Origin of the sequence: Serratia proteamaculans (assembly GCF_004684015.1) — a bacterium.
Classification (GTDB): Bacteria; Pseudomonadota; Gammaproteobacteria; order Enterobacterales; family Enterobacteriaceae; genus Serratia; species Serratia proteamaculans_F.
The window spans coordinates 1-17,754 of record NZ_SRIA01000023.1 but is presented as its reverse complement, the minus strand read 5'-3'; the positions used below and the strand labels follow the sequence as shown (position 1 = coordinate 17,754).

Sequence of the window (17,754 nt, the reverse complement as noted above, 5' to 3'; positions counted from 1 at the left end):
GTTAATAGAATGATTTTAAAAGCGTTAACCCGCGGAGGTTTGTCGTTGACCTGCCGCAATGGATGCCAGGCGATTGCGTAGCTCCTGCTCCATAGTTCCCAGCTCTTTCTCAACTTCGGCTCGGCGGCTGCGGGCATCGCTGGCGATGGTCACGGTATCTTCGATTGTGCTCAGCAGGCGGGCCTGTACATCGCGCAAGGTTTCAATATCTACGATGGAGCGCTCGACCTGGCGTGCTGTTTCCAGCGTGCCGGTTTGCAACAGTTCGGCATTGCGGCGCAGCATGTCATTGGTGGTGTCCGCCACGTCTTTTTGCAGTTTGGCAGCCTGACGTTGGGAGTTAAGTGACAACGCCAGCACGATCTGGCTTTTCCAGATCGGTATGGTGGTGAGAATGCTGCTCTGGATTTTTTCTGCCAGCGACTGGCTGTTGCTTTGCATCAGGCGAATTTGCGGTGCAGTCTGAACGGCAATGGTGCGTGACATCATCAAGTCGTGCAGACGGCGTTCAAAACGTTGGATACCTTCCAGCAGATCGCGCACGTTTTGGGCATCCATGGCGTCGCTGGATTGGCTTGCTTTCTGCTGTGCCTGTGCCAGCTCTTCGGTTTGCACCAAGGCCAGCTTCTGTTTACCGGCAATGACATGCAGGTTGATCTGCTGGAAGAAATCACGGTTGCGAATGAACAGTTGTTCCAGGACGGCGATATTGCGCAGCAGGTCAACCATGGTTTGCTCAAGCTTTTTACCGATGTTATCTACCTGTTGTGCCAGCGTCTGGTATTCCATCATGGTGCGTTCGACTTTGTTGAACAGGCTTCCCAGCAGAGGGATTGAGGCCAGCAAACTTTTCTTCTCGCCAAAGGCGCTGAGATCGACAGCTTTAACCTTACCCAGCAGATCGGTGAGTTGATCGCCAATCATGCCGGCGTCTTTGGCACGTACTTCTTGCATTAACGATTCAGAAAAGCGCGAAATGCTGTTCATGGTTTTGGCGCCGTAGGCGATCGACAAGACGGGATCGGTGATATCAATTTGGCTGACCAGTCGGGAGACCTCTTCCTGATCTTGCTGACTGAGTCGTTCATCGGCAACCTGTGCCAGCGCTTGATTCAACGGCGAAGTGAAACTGCTGTCAGCCTGTTGGGGCAGCAATGAAGAAGAGGTATTTTCCGTCACTCGGGACATCCTTTTGCGAAATGGCGTTATGCGGCACTGTTGCGGAGTGTTTTCGCCGCTGCATTATTAGAGGTTATTTCAGATAATGTTACCTTGTGCTTTCTCCTTAAGCCAGATACATGCACGTGTTTCCCCTGGGCATTGGCGGAACGGAGCGGCCTGCGTGAGTGTCTGGTATGCCCTGCCTGGAAAAGGTTGAAAGAATTCATATTCCCATAAGTAATAACGCAGTTTTTTTTATTCTTTTATAGCTCGTCACCGCTCAGATAAAACTGTCAGCAACTGAACAGACTTTTATCAACGGAGCGATCATGGCGAGCAAACTGTTTTCATTACGCAGCGCGGCACTTTTGGTGTTGTCACTCAGCGCAGCCAGCGCCTATGCGGTGGACGTGACCGTGGCTTACCAGACGTCGGCGGAACCCGCCAAGGTGGCGCAGGCGGAAAACAGCTTCGCCAAACAGTCCGGCGCCACCGTTGATTGGCGTAAATTCGACAGCGGCTCCAGCGTGCTACGCGCGTTGGCTTCCGGTGACGTGCAGATCGGTAATATCGGCTCCAGCCCACTGGCGGTGGCCGCCAGCCAAAAACTCCCTATCGAAGTCTTCCTGATCGCCTCCCAACTCGGCAGCTCCGAAGCCCTGGTGGTGAAAAAAGAGATCAAAAGCCCGCAGGATTTGATCGGCAAGCGTATCGCCGTGCCCTTTATCTCAACCACTCACTACAGCCTGCTGGCCTCGCTGAAACACTGGGGCATCAAACCCGAACAGGTCAAAATTCTCAATCTGCAACCGCCGGCCATTGCCGCCGCCTGGCAGCGTGGCGATATCGACGGGGCCTACGTCTGGGCACCGGTGGTGAATGAATTGGCCAAGCAGGGCAAGGTACTGACTGATTCTGCCCAGGTTGGACAATGGGGCGCCCCGACGCTCGACGTTTGGGTAGTGCGTAAAGACTTTGCCGAAAAACACCCGGAAGTGGTGACCGCCTTTGCCACCAGCGCGCTGAACGCGCAAAAAGCCTATCTGGCGCAGCCGGAGCAGTGGCTGAAGGACAAGGGCAATCTCAGCACGCTGGCCCGCTTGAGCGGCGTGCCGGAAGAACAGATACCGGTGTTGGTGAAGGGCAATACCTATTTGCCGGTGGCGGAGCAAATCACCCAGTTGGGGCAACCGGTGGACAAGGCTATCCGCGATACTGCCGAGTTCCTTAAACAGCAGGGCAAAATTCCGCAGGTCGACAGCGATTACAGTGCCTATGTCACCGATCGGTTTGTAAAACAGGTGCAGGCTGCGCCGCAGTCGTAGGGGAGCAGAATGTTAAACGTTAATCACCTTTCAGCAGAGTACCAGGGCCGCCCCGCGCTGCGCGACGTCTCTTTCCAGATTGCCGCCGGGCAACTGGTGGTGGTGCTCGGGCCTTCGGGCTGTGGCAAAACCACGCTGTTGAATTTGATCGCCGGGTTTATTGAGCCTTCAGCTGGCAACATCACGCTTGATGGAACGACCGTTAGCGGCCCCGGAGCCGAGCGGGGCGTGGTGTTCCAGCATGAGGGTTTACTGCCGTGGCGTAACGTGGTGGATAACGTGGAGTTTGGCCTGCAACTGGCCGGTGTCGGCAAACAGCAGCGACGTCAGGTGGCGCAAGAGATGTTGCAACGAGTCGGATTGGCCGGCTATGAACAGCACTTTATTTGGCAACTCTCCGGCGGCATGCGTCAACGGGTAGGGATTGCCCGCGCACTGGCTGCCGATCCGCGCCTGTTGTTGCTGGATGAGCCGTTTGGCGCGCTGGACGCTTTTACCCGCGAGCAAATGCAGGAACTGCTGTTGACCATTTGGCGTGATACCGGCAAGCAGGTGCTGTTGATCACCCACGACATCGAAGAAGCGGTGTTTCTGGCCAGTGAACTGCTGTTGCTGTCGCCGGGACCGGGGCAGGTGGTGGAACGCCTGGCGCTTAACTTTGGCCAACGTTATGCCGACGGTGAGCCCTGCCGTTCGATTAAGTCCGACCCTGAATTTATCGCGCAGCGCGAATATGTGCTGGGCAAAGTCTTTCAACAGCGCGAGGCCTTGCTATGAGTCTGCACTCCGCTCTCAAAGAGGTGACTCAGCCGCAGGCTGCAGCCCCGACGCGCCGTTTTAGCGTGCCGCGTAATGTCTGGCTAAGCAGCGCCACCTTGCTGGTGGTATTGGCGATCTGGTGGGGCGTGACCGCGCTGAACCTGATCAGCCCGTTATTCCTGCCGGCACCGCAGCAGGTGCTGCATCAACTTATCACTATCGCCAGTCCGCAAGGCTTTATGGACGCCACGCTATGGCAGCATTTGGCCGCCAGCCTGGGGCGTATTCTGGTGGCGCTGTTGGCTGCGGTGATTATCGGTGTGCCGGTGGGTATCGCCATGGGGCTGAACGATACGGTGCGCGGCATTCTCGATCCGTTGATTGAGATTTATCGCCCGGTGCCGCCGCTGGCCTATTTACCGCTGATGGTGATTTGGTTCGGCATTGGCGAAACCTCGAAAATCTTGCTGATTTATCTGGCGATTTTCGCTCCGGTGACGCTGTCTGCCGTAGCCGGTGTGCGCAGCGTGGCGCAGGTTCGCGTGCGGGCCGCCCAAGCGCTGGGAGCCAACCGCTGGCAGCTGCTGCGTTTTGTGGTGTTGCCGAGCGCCTTGCCGGAGATTTTAACCGGCATTCGAATTGGGCTGGGGGTCGGTTGGTCGACGCTGGTGGCCGCAGAACTGATCGCCGCCACCCGCGGTCTGGGATTTATGGTGCAATCCGCCGGTGAGTTTCTGGCGACCGATGTGGTGCTGGCCGGTATCGGTGTGATTGCGATTATTGCATTTGGGCTGGAGCTGGGGTTACGCGCCCTGCAGCGCCGATTGACCCCGTGGCATGGAGTACAACAATGAACGAACGTTTAAGTATCACCCCGCTGGGGCCTTATATCGGTGCGCTGGTGGAAAACGTTGATCTGGCACGCCCCTTGGGGGACGGCCAATTCGAACAGCTCTACCATGCATTGCTGAAACATCAGGTGCTGTTTCTGCGTAATCAGCCGATCACGCCGTTGCAACAGCGGAATTTGGCCGGTCGCTTTGGCGACCTGCATATCCATCCGGTCTACCCGCAAGCCGCCGATGTGAAAGAGATCATCGTGCTTGATACCCATGACAATAATCCGCCGGACAACGATAACTGGCATACCGACGTAACCTTTATCGAAAACCCGCCGTTGGGAGCGATTCTGGCGGCGAAAACCCTGCCTTCCACCGGTGGTGATACGCTGTGGGCTAGCGGCATTGCGGCTTATGAGGCTTTGTCTGATCCCTTTAGGAAACTGCTGGCTGGGCTGAAGGCGGAGCATGACTTCACCAAGTCATTCCCGGAACACAAGCATCGCGGCAGCGAAGAAGAACATCAGCGCTGGCAGGTAGCGGTACAGAAAAATCCACCGTTGCTGCATCCGGTAGTGCGCACGCATCCGGTCAGCGGCCGGCAGGCACTGTTCGTCAATGAAGGTTTTACTACGCGGATTGTTGATCTGGCGCCGAAGGAAAGCGACGCGTTGCTGAGTTTCCTGTTTGCCCACATCACCAAGCCGGAGTTTCAGGTGCGTTGGCGCTGGCAGGAAAATGACATTGCCATCTGGGATAACCGCGTGACGCAACATTACGCCAACGCGGATTATCTGCCGCAGCGGCGCATTATGCACCGCGCGACCATTCTGGGGGATAAGCCTTTCTACAAGGCGTAAGGGCAGAGGCCTTAAAGGTCAAACTCGTTGGTGAACTGTTCCAACTGCTCTTGCGCATCCAGCCAGGTCATTTCCGTTTCTTCCAACGCTGATTTGGCCTGGCTTTGCTGTTGCAGACAAAGCGTCAAATCGGCCTTGCGGCTGATGTCGTACAACGCGGAGTCCGCCAGCTTCTCTTCCACCGCCGCCAGTTCGGCGCTCAGTTTTTCCATCTGCTGTTCCAGCTTGGCGATCTGCTTGCGCAGCGGCTGAGTTTGGCTACGGAACTCGGCTTCCCGACGTTTCTGATCTTTACGGGCTTGCGCGCTGTTGGCGTTGTTTTCCTTGTCCGGCGCGTCCTGCTGGTTTTCCTGGCGTTGCAGGTCAGCCAGCCATTGCTGATAGTCGTCCAAATCGCCGTCGAACACTTCCACCTGACCATCGTGCACCAGATAGAGATCGTCAGTGGTAGAGCGCAACAGGTGGCGGTCGTGCGAGACCACCACTAACGCGCCTTCAAAGTCGATCAGCGCTTCGGTCAGCGCCTGACGCATGTCCAGATCCAGGTGGTTGGTCGGTTCATCGAGCAGCAGCAGGTTAGGGCGCTGCCAGACAATCAGCGCCAGCACCAACCGCGCCTTTTCGCCACCGGAGAAACGTTCGGTAATCTCGGTGACCTTATCGCCCTGGAAGCCAAAACCGCCCAGGTAATCGCGCAACTGCTGTTCCAGCACTCGGGGAGCGATGCGGCTCAGATGCTGCAATGGGGATTCGTCGGCGCGCAGGAACTCCAACTGATGCTGGGCGAAATAACCCAGCTTGATGCCTTTCGCCAGACCGATCTCGCCGCTCAGCGGCTCCAGCGAGCCGGCGAGCATTTTGATCAGAGTGGATTTACCGGCACCATTACGGCCCAGCAGACCGATGCGTGAGCCGGGCACCAGGTTCAGTTTGATCGAGTTCAGGATCACCTTGTCGCCGTAACCGGCGCTGACCTTTTCCATGCGCAGCAGCGGGTTCGGCAGGCTTTCCGGCTGGCGGAAGCTGAAGCTGAACGGGTTATCAACGTGGGCCGGTGCGATCAACTCCATGCGTTCAAGCATTTTGATACGGCTTTGCGCCTGTTTGGCCTTGGTGGCCTGCGCGCGGAAGCGGTCAATGTAGCTTTGCAGGTGCGCCACTTTCTCCTGTTGGTTCTGGTACAGCGCCTGCTGCTGTGCCAGCTTGGTCGAACGTTGACGTTCGAACGAGGAGTAGTTACCGGTATATTCGTTAATGGTTTCTTGTTCGATATGCAGAATCTTATCGACAATCGGGTCGAGGAAATCACGGTCGTGTGAAATCAGCACCAGCGTGCCTGGGTAGTTTTTCAACCAGCGTTCCAGCCAGATCACCGCGTCCAAATCCAGGTGGTTGGTGGGTTCGTCGAGCAGCAGCAGGTCTGAACGACAGACCAAGGCTTGTGCCAGGTTCAGACGCATACGCCAACCGCCCGAGAAAGCGCGTACCGGATTGAGCAACTGTTCGTTGGAAAAGCCCAGGCCGTGCAGCAGGCTGGCGGCGCGTGAACGGATGGTCCAGGCATCAAGGGCATCGAGTTTGCCGTGCAGCGTGGCGATGGCGTGGCCGTCGTTTTTATCGTTTGCTACCTGCAATTCGGCTTCAAGCTGGCGGAATTCGCGGTCGCCGTCGATCACATACTCAAGCGCAGGGACGTCCAGCGCCGGTGTTTCCTGATTAACCCAGGCCAGGGCCCAGTTGCTTGGAAAGGTGTAGCTGCCGCCGTCTGCGGCCATCTCGCCTTTCAGCAATGACAGCAGCGTGGATTTGCCGCAGCCGTTTTTACCCACCAGGCCGACCTTCTGACCTGGATTAACCGTCGCCGTGGCGTTGTCCAACAGGACGCGGGTGCCGCGTCGGATTTGTAGCGAGGAAAATACAATCATAAAGTGCCGTATGTTCAGAGTATGTTAAATTGAGTGAGTTCTAAGTTAACAGGACGCAGACTGTCCTATTATTAGTCTTTGCGGAGCATGGTAACGGAAAACCGCTACCCTGACGACGCTTTGGAGGGGAATGATGTCGCAGCCGCCGAAGGTCTTGCTGCTGTATGCCCATCCGGAATCCCAGGACTCGGTCGCGAATCGGGTTTTGCTTCGACCGGCACAGCAGTTGGAACATGTCACCGTGCACGATTTATACGCGCACTATCCTGATTTTTTTATTGATATTCACCACGAACAACAGCTGCTGCGTGAACATCAGGTCATTGTTTTTCAACATCCTCTCTATACCTACAGTTGCCCGGCCCTGCTGAAAGAATGGCTGGACCGCGTGCTGTCGCGCGGTTTTGCCAGCGGCATGGGGGGCAATGCGCTGGCGGGAAAGTACTGGCGTTCGGTGATCACCACCGGTGAACCCGAGGGAGCCTACCGTACCGGGGGGTATAACCGCTATCCGATGGAAGATATTTTGCGCCCGTTCGAATTGACCGCCGCCATGTGCCATATGCACTGGCTGACACCTATGCTGGTGTATTGGGCGCGTCGGCAGAAGCCGGAGGTGCTGGAAATCCATGCCACGGCGTATGGCGACTGGCTGCGCAACCCGCTGCCACACGGAGGGAGGTAAACATGGAAGGCTCCACCTTACTGACCGCAATTTTACTGTTTCTGTTCGCTGCGGTGGTCACGGTGCCGATTGCACGCCGCCTGGGTATTGGCGCGGTATTGGGCTACCTGATCGCCGGGATTGCCATCGGCCCCTGGGGGCTGGGCTTCATTCGCGACGTCGACGAGATCCTGCACTTTTCCGAACTGGGCGTGGTGTTCCTGATGTTTATCATCGGGCTGGAGCTGAATCCCAGCAAGTTGTGGGAATTGCGGCGTTCAATCTTTGGCGTCGGTGCTGGCCAGGTGCTGATCACCGCTGCGGTGCTGGGGGTGCTGCTTTATCTGACGCATTTCGCCTGGCAGGCCGCCGTGATAGGCGGTATCGGGCTGGCGATGTCGTCAACCGCCATGGCGTTGCAGCTGATGCGCGAGAAAGGCATGAACCGCAATGAGGGCGGGCAATTGGGGTTCTCGGTGCTGTTGTTCCAGGATATGGCGGTGATCCCGGCGCTGGCGCTGATCCCTATTCTGGCCGGAGCCGGTGGCAGCAGTGACGATTGGGCTAAAATCGCACTCAAGGTGGCGGCGTTCGGTGGCATGTTGATCGGTGGTCGCTTCCTGTTGCGGCCACTGTTCCGCTATATCGCCTCTTCCGGAGTACGTGAAATTTTCACCGCGGCCGCTTTGCTGGTGGTGCTGGGATCGGCGCTGTTTATGGATGCGCTTGGCCTGTCGATGGCGCTCGGCACTTTTATCGCCGGCGTGCTGCTGGCGGAGAGTGAATATCGCCATGAGCTGGAGATTTCAATCGAGCCGTTCAAGGGGCTGCTGCTGGGGTTGTTCTTTATCTCGGTGGGCATGGCGCTGAATATCGGCGTACTCTATACCCATCTGGCCGAAGTGCTGCTGGGTGTGGTGCTGCTGGTGGCGATCAAGTCGGGGGTACTGTATTCGCTGTCGCGTATTTTTGGCCTGCGCAGTTCGGTGCGTTTGCAGTTTGCCGGCGTGCTTAGCCAGGGCGGAGAGTTCGCCTTCGTCCTGTTTTCGGCAGCGGGTACGCAGAAGGTGTTGCAGTCCGATCAACTCGCGCTGTTGCTGGTAGTAGTGACATTGTCGATGATGACTACGCCACTGTTGATGCAAATTATTGACCGCATTCTGGTACGCCGTTACAACGCCCGGGATGAAGACGAAGAGACGCCGTATGTGGAGGACGATGACCCGCAGGTGATCATCGTCGGCTTCGGGCGTTTTGGTCAGGTGATCGGCCGGTTGCTGATGGCCAACAAAATGCGCATCACCGTGTTGGAGCGCGATGTCAGCGCCGTTGGCGTGCTGCGCCGCTACGGTTACAAGGTCTATTACGGCGATGCCACCGAACTGGAGCTGCTGCGTGCGGCCGGTGCGGCGAAGGCCAGGTCGATCGTGATCACCTGTAATGAGCCGGAAGACACCATGGAAATCGTGCGTCTGTGCCAGCAGCATTTCCCCGATCTGAGCATTTTGGCGCGAGCACGCGGTCGCGTGGAGGCACATGAATTACTGCAGGCCGGGGTCAAGCAGTTCAGCCGCGAAACCTTCTCCAGTGCGCTGGAGCTGGGGCGAAAGGCACTGATGGAGCTAGGCATGCATCCGCATCAGGCCTACCGTGCGCAACAGCACTTCCGTCGGCTGGACATGCGTATGCTGCGCGAATTGATGCCGCCGCATCACGGCGATGTGGCGCAGATTTCCCGCGTAAAAGAAGCGCGGCGTGAGTTGGAAGAACTTTTCCACCGAGAAATGCAAAAAGAGAGTCGCCAGTTCGACGGCTGGGATGAATACGAATAATTTGGAGCACTGAGATGTCTGCAACACGTAAAAGATTTATCGCCGGAGCGGTCTGCCCGAGCTGTAAGGCTATGGATACGCTGGCCGTTTGGCGTGAAGACCAGGTCGAAGTGGTGGAGTGCGTCAAGTGCGGCCATCACCAGCGGCAGACCGAAGAACAGGTGGAAAAGCACGTCCGGCCGCAGGAACAGGTGATCGGTATTTTCCATCCGGAGTAGCGTTATCGGGCGCGATTTTTTATGCTGAAGGGTACAGCGGGAAAGATTTCCGATACAATCTGTCCGGTTAAGGCGTGGCCCCCATGACGGTTGCGTCCAAGTATCCAACGGTAGGAGATATCATGAAAGTAGCAAAAGACTTGGTGGTCAGCCTGGCTTATCAAGTACGTACAGAAGACGGTGTTTTGGTTGATGAGTCTCCGGTGAGTGCGCCGCTGGACTATCTGCATGGGCATGGTTCACTGATTGCGGGTCTGGAAAAAGCACTCGAAGGCCACGAAGCGGGCGATCGTTTTGACGTGAATGTTGGCGCTAACGATGCGTACGGCAACTACGACGAGAACCTGGTGCAGCGCGTACCGAAAGACGTCTTTATGGGCGTTGATGAGTTGGAAGTGGGTATGCGCTTCCTGGCTGATACCGATCAGGGCCCAGTGCCGGTCGAAATCACCGAAGTGGACGGCGACCACGTAGTGGTTGACGGTAACCACATGCTGGCGGGTCAGAACCTGAACTTCAACGTGGAAGTTGTCGCGATCCGCGAAGCTACCGCTGAAGAACTGGCTCATGGCCACGTACATGGCGAGCACGATCATCACCACGACCATGAACACGGTGAAGGCTGCTGCGGCGGTCATGGCCATGACCACGATCATGACCATGCACACGACCAGGCTCCAGCCAAGAAAGGCGGTTGCGGTAACGGCGGTTGCGGTTGCCACTAATCGCAATGCTGTAACGGCAAAAAAGGGCGGCCCTGGGGCTGCCCTTTTTTATGGTTTATCAATAATGTGGCGGTGGAGTCTCTTCCGACTGTGAAGCGATCATCGACGTCTGGCTCGAACGCAGTTTATCGGTCAGCACGCGCAGGTGCTCTTGTAATTTCAGCATTTCAAACTGATGCTGCACCACGATCTGATTGAGCTCTTCGATGGTGACTTCCTGGAAGGCCTGACGACTCTCCAACTCTTCCAGCCGCAGTAACAGGCTGTGGTTATCGGCGTTGTGCATGGTGCTACCTCTGACGCGGTTTAATCCTGAATCTGACGCTATGTTAACAGCTGCCGCCGGCTTTGCGCTGCGCTATTTCACCCCGTTTCGCGGGGGGGATAACCGAACGCGTCACAGCACTGTGTAAAGTGCTGAAAAATAGAGCGCTTACCTTGGGCAGATTTGTTACCGTTGGGCATCGGATGATGGAAAAATCTGATTTATCATACGGGTAGCAGATTAAAGGAAACTTCTGTTTAAAGCTGGAGTCACACTTTGACTCGATTGGTTACCTGTGTGACTGTTTTGTTTTGTTTCGGACAGCTATAGTAGCCCGGTTATCTTACTTAATGATTGTTTGGGGCATCGCTTCAGACACTGGAGAAATGGATGAAATCTTTGTTTAAAGTCACGCTTCTGGCAACCACCATGGCTTTTGCTTTGAATGCGACCCAGGTCATGGCTGCCGATGCAGCTAAACCAGCAGAAGCGGCTAAAGCTGCCGACGCGGCACCAAGCACTGGCAAGTTCAAGAGCGATGACGAGCAAGCGGCTTACGCACTGGGTGCATCCCTGGGCCGTTACATGGACAACTCACTGAAAGAGCAAGAAAAACTGGGCATTAAACTGGACAAAGACCAGTTGATCTCAGGCGTTCAGGACGCTTTTGCCAACAAGAGCAAGCTGAACGATGCAGATATCGAAAAAACCCTGCAGAGCTTTGAAGCCCGCGTGAAGGCTTCCGCTCAGGCGAAGATGGAGCAGGACGCGAAAGATAACGAAGCGAAAGGCACCAAGTACCGTGATACCTTCGCTAAAGAAAAAGGCGTGAAGAAAACCGAGTCTGGCCTGCTGTACCAGGTAGAGAAACCAGGTACCGGCGCGGCGCCTAAAGACAGCGATACCGTGGTGGTGAACTACAAGGGCACCCTGACCGACGGTACCGAGTTTGATAACTCTTATACCCGTGGCGAGCCACTGTCATTCCGTCTGGACGGTGTGATCCCAGGCTGGACTGAAGGCCTGAAACACATCAAGAAAGGCGGCAAAATCAAGCTGGTTATCCCACCGGCGCTGGCCTACGGTAAAACTGGCGTCCCGGGTATTCCGGCTAACTCCACTCTGGTGTTCGACGTCGAGCTGCTGGATGTGAAAGCCGCGCCGAAAGCGGATGCCAAGGCTGAGAAACCGGCTGACGCAGCGGCTGATGCCAAAGCGCAGTAAGTCTGCCTGAGCCCCACACCGCCGCGAACATTCTTCGCGGCGGTGTTCATTTCAGCCTGCCAAATCAGGCGTAACTTTTACTACCTCCCCCACTGATCGCTTGACGCCTGCCGGGCATCGGGCTTAACGTCAATACCACGCGCAAACGCAAGGACTTTACTCTGGCTGTTTTGCTAGACTAATTATCCGGACTTATAAGTCATGCGCCTGCCCCTTAGGGCGTGTACCTAAAACTGTTCCTGGCCGTCAAGGCTAGCGGACGCACATCGTGCTGTTTCAGACTGATATCAGCCAGCCACCCTGCGTAATCACAAGGGTGTGCCGCCTGTGGAAGGGAACCCGCACGAGCAGTTTTAGCTGCGCCCCCTGGCACAGGCGATCTTTGAGGGTGGTATTTTCGATGTCTAATTCGCTTTTATCCAGCGAAGCCAGCGAACTTGATTTGCTGAACGAACGTCCGTTTACCCAAACGGATCATGAAATTTTGAAGTCTTACGAAGCGGTAGTTGATGGCCTGGCGATGTTGATCGGCGGGCATTGCGAGATCGTGCTGCACGCACTGGAAGACTTGAAATGCTCGGCGGTACGTATTGCCAATGGTGAGCATACCGGGCGGCAAATCGGTTCGCCGATCACCGATCTGGCGCTACGTATGTTGCATGACATGGCCGGCAATGACAGCAGCGTATCGCAAGCCTATTTTACCCGCGCCAAGAGCGGTGTGCTGATGAAGTCAGTGACTATTGCCATTCGCAATCGCGAGCAGCGAGTGATCGGCCTGCTGTGCATTAACATGAACCTCGACGTGCCTTTCTCCCAGGTGATGCAGACCTTTATGCCACCGGAAACCCAGGAGGTGGCCCCTTCGGTCAACTTTGCGTCCTCCGTTGACGACTTGGTGGCTCAAACGCTGGAGTTCACCATCGAAGAAGTTAATGCCGATCGCAATGTCTCCAACAATGCCAAAAATCGTCAGGTGGTACTGAACCTCTATGAGAAAGGCATTTTTGACATCAAGGATGCGATTAACCAGGTGGCGGATCGCCTGAATATCTCCAAGCACACCGTGTATCTGTACATCCGCCAGTTCAAAAGCGGCGATTTGGTGGGAACTGACCGCTGATGCTGAATTACTGCCTTTTGGTCACCGGCCCGGCGTATGGTACTCAGCAGGCCAGTAGCGCCTACCAGTTTGCTCAGGCTTTGCTGGCGAAGGGGCACCGCCTCTCCAGCGTGTTTTTTTACCGTGAAGGGGTGTTGAACGCCAACCTGCTGACGGCGCCTGCCAGTGATGAGTTTGATTTGGTCCGCGGCTGGGTACAATTGGCGCAGCAGCACGGCATCGAGCTCAATGTCTGCGTTGCAGCGGCGTTACGACGTGGGATAACCGATGAGCAGGAGGCGGCACAACAGGGGCTGCCTGTGGCCAACCTACAGCCGGGTTTTATCCTCAGCGGGTTAGGCTCACTGGCTGAGGCTGCGCTGAGCAGTGACCGCCTGGTGCAGTTCTGAGAGAATTTATGAAACGAGTTGCTTTTGTTTTTACCCAGGGGCCTCACGGCAACGCCGGCGGCAGGGAAGGGCTTGATGCGTTACTGGCCACCTCGGCGCTAAGCGAAGATCTGGGCGTGTTTTTTATCGGTGACGGCGTATTGCAGCTATTGCCGGGGCAGCAACCGGAAAAAATCCTCGCTCGCAATTACATCGCCACCTTTGGTGTACTGCCATTGTATGACGTTGAACAGTGCTATCTGTGCCAGGCATCCTTGCAGGAACGGGGTCTGAGTCAGGTGACTGACTGGGTGCTGGACGCCGAGGTATTGGCACCGGATGCGCTGCGCCAGCAATTGGCCGGCTACGATGCGGTGATGACTTTTTAGGAAATCCTTATGCTGTATACCCTCAGCCGTTCCCCCACTCAATGTGATTTGCCTGCGTTGCTGCGCCTGACAGCAGCGGGCGACGACCTGCTGCTGTTACAGGATGGTGTGCTGGCCGGCCTGGCCGGGAGTGCGCATCTTGAATTGCTGCTCAACGCCCCCATATCACTTTATGCACTGCAAGATGACCTGGAGGCCAGAGGTCTGATTGGTCATTTTTCGCACAAAATCACTGCCATCGGCTATAATCACTTCGTTGAATTAACCGAGAAGCATCGCAGCCAAATGTCCTGGTGATGAGAGTAATGTTGTATATTTCTTGACACCTCTACTGCTCAGCCATAAAATTCTGCGTCCCGTACTTTGCCTGTAGTGCATACGGGGGGATTTATCACATGTTTACGAAGCAACAAACGAAGCAAAAACCAGGAGCTTTTTAATGGCAACAATTAATCAGCTGGTACGCAAACCACGCTCTGTGAAGGCTGCTAAAAGCAACGTTCCAGCGCTGGAAGCTTGCCCGCAGAAACGTGGCGTATGTACTCGCGTATATACCACCACTCCTAAGAAACCAAACTCCGCACTGCGTAAAGTATGCCGTGTGCGTTTGACTAACGGTTTTGAAGTTACCTCCTACATCGGCGGTGAAGGTCATAACCTGCAGGAACACTCCGTGATCCTGATCCGTGGCGGTCGTGTAAAAGACTTGCCAGGTGTGCGTTACCACACAGTCCGTGGTGCACTTGACTGCTCCGGTGTTAAAGACCGTAAGCAAGCTCGTTCCAAGTACGGCGTGAAGAAGCCAAAGGCTTAATGGTTCTCCGTTAAGTAAGGCCAAACATTTTCACTTTAATGTCAAAATAAACTCGTAGAGTTTTGGACAATCCTGAATTAACAACGGAGTATTTCCATGCCACGTCGTCGCGTAATCGGCCAACGTAAAATCCTTCCAGATCCTAAGTTCGGATCCGAACTGTTGGCCAAATTTGTAAACATCCTGATGGTAGATGGTAAAAAATCTACTGCAGAAGCAATCGTCTATACCGCGCTGGAAACCCTGGCTCAGCGTTCTGGTAAAGATCACCTGGAAGCTTTCGAAGTAGCTCTCGACAACGTTCGCCCGACTGTAGAAGTTAAGTCGCGCCGCGTTGGTGGTTCTACTTATCAGGTACCAGTTGAAGTCCGCCCGGTCCGTCGTAATGCTCTGGCAATGCGCTGGATCGTTGATGCTGCTCGTAAACGCGGTGATAAATCCATGGCTCTGCGCTTGGCGAACGAACTTTCTGATGCAGTTGAGAACAAAGGTTCTGCTGTTAAGAAACGTGAAGACGTTCACCGTATGGCAGAAGCCAACAAGGCGTTCGCCCACTACCGCTGGTAATTGCCACGCAGTAGTTATGCTAACCAAGCGGGCGCTTCAAGAAGCCAACCCGCTTGGGTTAACTGAACTTGAACGCCTAAGGCAATAGAGGAATCAAATGGCTCGTAAAACACCCATTGAGCGCTATCGTAACATCGGTATCAGCGCCCACATCGACGCCGGTAAAACGACCACTACCGAACGTGTTTTGTTCTACACCGGTGTAAACCACAAAATCGGTGAAGTGCACGACGGCGCAGCTACCATGGACTGGATGGAGCAGGAGCAGGAACGTGGTATTACCATCACGTCCGCTGCGACTACCTGTTTCTGGTCTGGTATGGCTAAGCAGTTCGACGCACACCACATCAACATCATCGACACCCCAGGACACGTTGACTTCACCATCGAAGTAGAACGTTCCATGCGTGTTCTTGATGGCGCGGTAATGGTTTACTGTGCAGTTGGTGGCGTTCAGCCACAGTCTGAAACCGTATGGCGTCAGGCTAACAAATATAAAGTTCCACGCATCGCGTTCGTTAACAAAATGGACCGCATGGGTGCTAACTTCCTGAAAGTTGTTGATCAGATTGAAAAACGTCTGGGCGCAACTCCGGTTCCTCTGCAGCTGGCTATCGGCGCAGAAGAGAAATTCACCGGTGTTGTTGACCTGGTGAAAATGAAAGCCATCAACTGGAACGAAGCCGATCAGGGCGTGACCTTCGAATACGAAGAGATCCCGGCTGATATGCAAGAACTGGCTGAAGAATGGCGTCAGAAGCTGGTTGAGTCCGCTGCTGAAGGTTCTGATGAGCTGATGGAGAAATTCTTTGGTGGCGAAGAGCTGACTGAAGAAGAGATCAAAACTTCTCTGCGTAAGCGCGTTCTGAACAACGAAATCATCCTGGTTACCTGTGGTTCTGCGTTTAAAAACAAAGGCGTACAGGCAATGCTGGATGCTGTTGTTGAGTATCTGCCAGCACCAACTGACGTTGCAGCAATCAACGGCATTTTGGATGACGGTAAAGACACTCCAGCAGTTCGTCGTTCTGACGATGCTGAGCCGTTCTCTGCTCTGGCGTTCAAAATCGCAACTGACCCATTCGTGGGTAACCTGACGTTCTTCCGTGTTTACTCCGGTCTTGTTAACTCAGGTGACACTGTATTTAACCCAGTGAAATCTCAGCGTGAACGTCTGGGCCGTATCGTTCAGATGCATGCCAACAAGCGTGAAGAGATCAAAGAAGTTCGTGCAGGCGACATCGCTGCAGCTATCGGTCTGAAAGACGTGACTACCGGTGACACTCTGTGTGATCCGAACAACGTGATCATTCTGGAGCGCATGGAGTTCCCTGAGCCGGTAATCTCCGTTGCAGTTGAACCAAAAACCAAAGCTGACCAGGAAAAAATGGGTCTGGCTCTGGGCCGTCTGGCGAAGGAAGATCCATCATTCCGCGTATGGACTGACGAAGAATCAGGTCAGACTATCATCGCAGGTATGGGTGAACTTCACCTGGACATCCTGGTTGACCGTATGCGTCGTGAATTCAACGTTGAAGCTAACGTGGGCAAACCTCAGGTTGCTTACCGTGAAGCGATTCGTTCGAAAGTTACCGATATCGAAGGTAAACACGCCAAGCAGTCTGGTGGTCGTGGTCAGTATGGTCACGTTGTGATCGACATGTACCCACTGGAGCCGGGCTCAAATCCGAAAGGTTTCGAGTTCATCAATGACATTAAAGGTGGTGTGATCCCAACGGAATACATCTCTGCCATTGATAAAGGCCTTCAGGAACAGCTTAAATCTGGTCCGCTGGCGGGTTACCCGGTAGTTGATCTCGGTGTGCGTCTGCATTTCGGTTCTTACCACGATGTTGACTCCTCCGAATTGGCGTTTAAACTGGCCGCTTCTATCGCCTTTAAAGATGGCTTTAAGAAAGCGAAACCTGTTTTGCTTGAGCCAATCATGAAGGTTGAAGTTGAAACGCCGGAAGAGAACACTGGTGACGTCATCGGTGACCTTAGCCGTCGTCGTGGTCAACTGAAAGGTCAGGAATCCAACGCTACTGGCGTTCAGATTCACGCTGAAGTTCCGTTGTCCGAGATGTTCGGTTACGCAACTCAACTGCGTTCTCTGACCAAAGGCCGTGCTTCTTACTCCATGGAGTTCCTGAAGTACGATGATGCGCCGAACAACGTCGCTCAGGCCGTTATTGAAGCCCGTGGTAAATAAGCTTTCGGGTTTAACACATTGATCAGTGCTCTCTCCATGAGGGGAGAGCATAAGAGTAAGGAATATAGCCGTGTCTAAAGAAAAATTTGAACGTTCCAAACCGCACGTTAACGTTGGTACTATCGGCCACGTTGACCACGGTAAAACTACCCTGACTGCAGCAATCACCACCGTTCTGGCTAAAACCTACGGCGGTTCTGCACGTGCTTTCGACCAGATCGATAACGCGCCAGAAGAAAAAGCTCGTGGTATCACCATCAACACTTCTCACGTTGAATATGACACCCCAAGCCGTCACTACGCGCACGTTGACTGCCCAGGGCACGCCGACTACGTTAAAAACATGATCACCGGTGCTGCTCAGATGGACGGCGCTATCCTGGTTGTTGCTGCGACTGACGGCCCTATGCCTCAGACCCGTGAGCACATCCTGCTGGGTCGTCAGGTTGGCGTTCCTTTCATCATCGTATTCATGAACAAATGT

Annotated in this window: 20 protein-coding genes; 17 read left to right on the top strand and 3 right to left on the bottom strand. The window is 54.8% G+C overall.

The annotated features are described in order from the left end of the window. Nucleotides 1-24 precede the first annotated feature (24 nt). The gene (locus tag E5C26_RS23000; RefSeq protein WP_240776142.1) at nucleotides 25-1,179 is read right to left on the bottom strand and encodes a toxic anion resistance protein; all 1,155 of its coding nucleotides are present in this window, start codon (nucleotides 1,177-1,179) and stop codon (nucleotides 25-27) included. Between the two features lie 311 nt (nucleotides 1,180-1,490). Here E5C26_RS23000 and tauA point away from each other — a divergent pair, with 311 nt between their 5' ends. The 4 genes from tauA to tauD are packed head-to-tail and all read left to right on the top strand — an operon-like array spanning nucleotide 1,491 to nucleotide 4,944. Further along, on the top strand, nucleotides 1,491-2,486 hold the full coding sequence (tauA, locus tag E5C26_RS22995) for a taurine ABC transporter substrate-binding protein (protein WP_135318325.1): 996 nt from the start codon (nucleotides 1,491-1,493) through the stop codon (nucleotides 2,484-2,486). A 9-nt stretch (nucleotides 2,487-2,495) separates the two neighbouring features. Next, nucleotides 2,496-3,263: a taurine ABC transporter ATP-binding subunit gene (gene tauB / locus E5C26_RS22990; protein WP_135318324.1), complete on the top strand. Its 768-nt coding sequence runs from the start codon at nucleotides 2,496-2,498 to the stop codon at nucleotides 3,261-3,263. Then, complete coding sequence (gene tauC / locus E5C26_RS22985) at nucleotides 3,260-4,099, top strand: taurine ABC transporter permease TauC (RefSeq protein ID WP_135318323.1); 840 nt, start codon at nucleotides 3,260-3,262, stop codon at nucleotides 4,097-4,099. The genes tauB and tauC overlap by 4 nt, the downstream gene beginning before the upstream one ends. Next, complete coding sequence (gene tauD / locus E5C26_RS22980; protein ID WP_135318322.1) at nucleotides 4,096-4,944, top strand: taurine dioxygenase; 849 nt, start codon at nucleotides 4,096-4,098, stop codon at nucleotides 4,942-4,944. The genes tauC and tauD overlap by 4 nt, the downstream gene beginning before the upstream one ends. An 11-nt stretch (nucleotides 4,945-4,955) precedes the next feature. Here the strand turns inward: tauD and E5C26_RS22975 are convergent, their stop codons facing one another. After that, nucleotides 4,956-6,869 (bottom strand): ABC transporter ATP-binding protein, encoded by a 1,914-nt coding sequence (locus E5C26_RS22975; RefSeq protein ID WP_135318321.1) that lies wholly within the window; start codon nucleotides 6,867-6,869, stop codon nucleotides 4,956-4,958. A 133-nt stretch (nucleotides 6,870-7,002) separates the two neighbouring features. Here E5C26_RS22975 and kefG point away from each other — a divergent pair, with 133 nt between their 5' ends. The 4 genes from kefG (at nucleotide 7,003) to slyD (ending at nucleotide 10,308) form a co-directional block, all read left to right on the top strand. Next, entirely contained in the window at nucleotides 7,003-7,554 is a 552-nt protein-coding gene (gene kefG / locus E5C26_RS22970) for a glutathione-regulated potassium-efflux system ancillary protein KefG (RefSeq protein ID WP_167796697.1), read from the top strand. A gap of 2 nt (nucleotides 7,555-7,556) precedes the next feature. Continuing rightward, on the top strand, nucleotides 7,557-9,365 hold the full coding sequence (gene kefB / locus E5C26_RS22965; protein ID WP_135318319.1) for a glutathione-regulated potassium-efflux system protein KefB: 1,809 nt from the start codon (nucleotides 7,557-7,559) through the stop codon (nucleotides 9,363-9,365). A 14-nt stretch (nucleotides 9,366-9,379) separates the two neighbouring features. Next, on the top strand, nucleotides 9,380-9,583 hold the full coding sequence (locus E5C26_RS22960; protein WP_012147237.1) for a YheV family putative zinc ribbon protein: 204 nt from the start codon (nucleotides 9,380-9,382) through the stop codon (nucleotides 9,581-9,583). Between the two features lie 122 nt (nucleotides 9,584-9,705). Beyond that, a complete protein-coding gene (gene slyD, locus E5C26_RS22955) occupies nucleotides 9,706-10,308 on the top strand; it encodes a peptidylprolyl isomerase (protein ID WP_012147236.1) in 603 nt (200 codons plus the stop codon). 58 nt (nucleotides 10,309-10,366) lie between these two features. Here slyD and E5C26_RS22950 read toward each other — a convergent pair whose 3' ends face one another. Continuing rightward, nucleotides 10,367-10,594: a SlyX family protein gene (locus E5C26_RS22950; RefSeq protein WP_012147235.1), complete on the bottom strand. Its 228-nt coding sequence runs from the start codon at nucleotides 10,592-10,594 to the stop codon at nucleotides 10,367-10,369. A gap of 369 nt (nucleotides 10,595-10,963) precedes the next feature. Here E5C26_RS22950 and fkpA point away from each other — a divergent pair, with 369 nt between their 5' ends. The 9 genes from fkpA to E5C26_RS22905 all read left to right on the top strand — a co-directional run. Continuing rightward, nucleotides 10,964-11,797 carry an FKBP-type peptidyl-prolyl cis-trans isomerase gene (gene fkpA / locus E5C26_RS22945; RefSeq protein WP_099063554.1) on the top strand — a complete coding sequence of 278 codons (834 nt, stop codon included), beginning with the start codon at nucleotides 10,964-10,966 and terminating at the stop codon, nucleotides 11,795-11,797. 400 nt (nucleotides 11,798-12,197) lie between these two features. Beyond that, nucleotides 12,198-12,920: a helix-turn-helix transcriptional regulator gene (locus tag E5C26_RS22940; protein WP_167796693.1), complete on the top strand. Its 723-nt coding sequence runs from the start codon at nucleotides 12,198-12,200 to the stop codon at nucleotides 12,918-12,920. Then, a complete protein-coding gene (gene tusD / locus E5C26_RS22935) occupies nucleotides 12,920-13,309 on the top strand; it encodes a sulfurtransferase complex subunit TusD (RefSeq protein WP_135318318.1) in 390 nt (129 codons plus the stop codon). Before E5C26_RS22940 ends, tusD begins: the two co-directional genes overlap by 1 nt. Before the next feature lie 8 nt (nucleotides 13,310-13,317). Further along, nucleotides 13,318-13,677, top strand: a complete 360-nt coding sequence (gene tusC, locus E5C26_RS22930) for a sulfurtransferase complex subunit TusC (protein ID WP_135318317.1) — start codon at nucleotides 13,318-13,320, stop codon at nucleotides 13,675-13,677. Nucleotides 13,678-13,686: 9 nt separating this feature from the next. Then, the gene (tusB, locus tag E5C26_RS22925) at nucleotides 13,687-13,974 is read left to right on the top strand and encodes a sulfurtransferase complex subunit TusB (RefSeq protein ID WP_135318316.1); all 288 of its coding nucleotides are present in this window, start codon (nucleotides 13,687-13,689) and stop codon (nucleotides 13,972-13,974) included. Nucleotides 13,975-14,116: 142 nt separating this feature from the next. Continuing rightward, nucleotides 14,117-14,491 (top strand): 30S ribosomal protein S12, encoded by a 375-nt coding sequence (rpsL, locus tag E5C26_RS22920; RefSeq protein ID WP_004930426.1) that lies wholly within the window; start codon nucleotides 14,117-14,119, stop codon nucleotides 14,489-14,491. Nucleotides 14,492-14,587: 96 nt separating this feature from the next. Further along, a complete protein-coding gene (gene rpsG, locus E5C26_RS22915) occupies nucleotides 14,588-15,058 on the top strand; it encodes a 30S ribosomal protein S7 (RefSeq protein WP_012147229.1) in 471 nt (156 codons plus the stop codon). A gap of 97 nt (nucleotides 15,059-15,155) precedes the next feature. Beyond that, the gene (gene fusA / locus E5C26_RS22910) at nucleotides 15,156-17,270 is read left to right on the top strand and encodes an elongation factor G (RefSeq protein WP_135318315.1); all 2,115 of its coding nucleotides are present in this window, start codon (nucleotides 15,156-15,158) and stop codon (nucleotides 17,268-17,270) included. Between the two features lie 70 nt (nucleotides 17,271-17,340). Continuing rightward, nucleotides 17,341-17,754, top strand: a 414-nt coding sequence (locus tag E5C26_RS22905; RefSeq protein ID WP_135318314.1) for a GTP-binding protein, incomplete at its 3' end; no start/stop codon positions are given.

Coding starts and splice junctions, on each gene's coding strand:
- tauA (WP_135318325.1), top strand. CDS start 1,491: ATGGCGAGCAAACTGTTTTCATTACGCAGCGCGGCACTTTTGGTGTTG.
- tauB (WP_135318324.1), top strand. CDS start 2,496: ATGTTAAACGTTAATCACCTTTCAGCAGAGTACCAGGGCCGCCCCGCG.
- tauC (WP_135318323.1), top strand. CDS start 3,260: ATGAGTCTGCACTCCGCTCTCAAAGAGGTGACTCAGCCGCAGGCTGCA.
- tauD (WP_135318322.1), top strand. CDS start 4,096: ATGAACGAACGTTTAAGTATCACCCCGCTGGGGCCTTATATCGGTGCG.
- E5C26_RS22975 (WP_135318321.1), bottom strand. CDS start 6,869: ATGATTGTATTTTCCTCGCTACAAATCCGACGCGGCACCCGCGTCCTG.
- kefG (WP_167796697.1), top strand. CDS start 7,003: ATGTCGCAGCCGCCGAAGGTCTTGCTGCTGTATGCCCATCCGGAATCC.
- kefB (WP_135318319.1), top strand. CDS start 7,557: ATGGAAGGCTCCACCTTACTGACCGCAATTTTACTGTTTCTGTTCGCT.
- E5C26_RS22960 (WP_012147237.1), top strand. CDS start 9,380: ATGTCTGCAACACGTAAAAGATTTATCGCCGGAGCGGTCTGCCCGAGC.
- slyD (WP_012147236.1), top strand. CDS start 9,706: ATGAAAGTAGCAAAAGACTTGGTGGTCAGCCTGGCTTATCAAGTACGT.
- E5C26_RS22950 (WP_012147235.1), bottom strand. CDS start 10,594: ATGCACAACGCCGATAACCACAGCCTGTTACTGCGGCTGGAAGAGTTG.
- fkpA (WP_099063554.1), top strand. CDS start 10,964: ATGAAATCTTTGTTTAAAGTCACGCTTCTGGCAACCACCATGGCTTTT.
- E5C26_RS22940 (WP_167796693.1), top strand. CDS start 12,198: ATGTCTAATTCGCTTTTATCCAGCGAAGCCAGCGAACTTGATTTGCTG.
- tusD (WP_135318318.1), top strand. CDS start 12,920: ATGCTGAATTACTGCCTTTTGGTCACCGGCCCGGCGTATGGTACTCAG.
- tusC (WP_135318317.1), top strand. CDS start 13,318: ATGAAACGAGTTGCTTTTGTTTTTACCCAGGGGCCTCACGGCAACGCC.
- tusB (WP_135318316.1), top strand. CDS start 13,687: ATGCTGTATACCCTCAGCCGTTCCCCCACTCAATGTGATTTGCCTGCG.
- rpsL (WP_004930426.1), top strand. CDS start 14,117: ATGGCAACAATTAATCAGCTGGTACGCAAACCACGCTCTGTGAAGGCT.
- rpsG (WP_012147229.1), top strand. CDS start 14,588: ATGCCACGTCGTCGCGTAATCGGCCAACGTAAAATCCTTCCAGATCCT.
- fusA (WP_135318315.1), top strand. CDS start 15,156: ATGGCTCGTAAAACACCCATTGAGCGCTATCGTAACATCGGTATCAGC.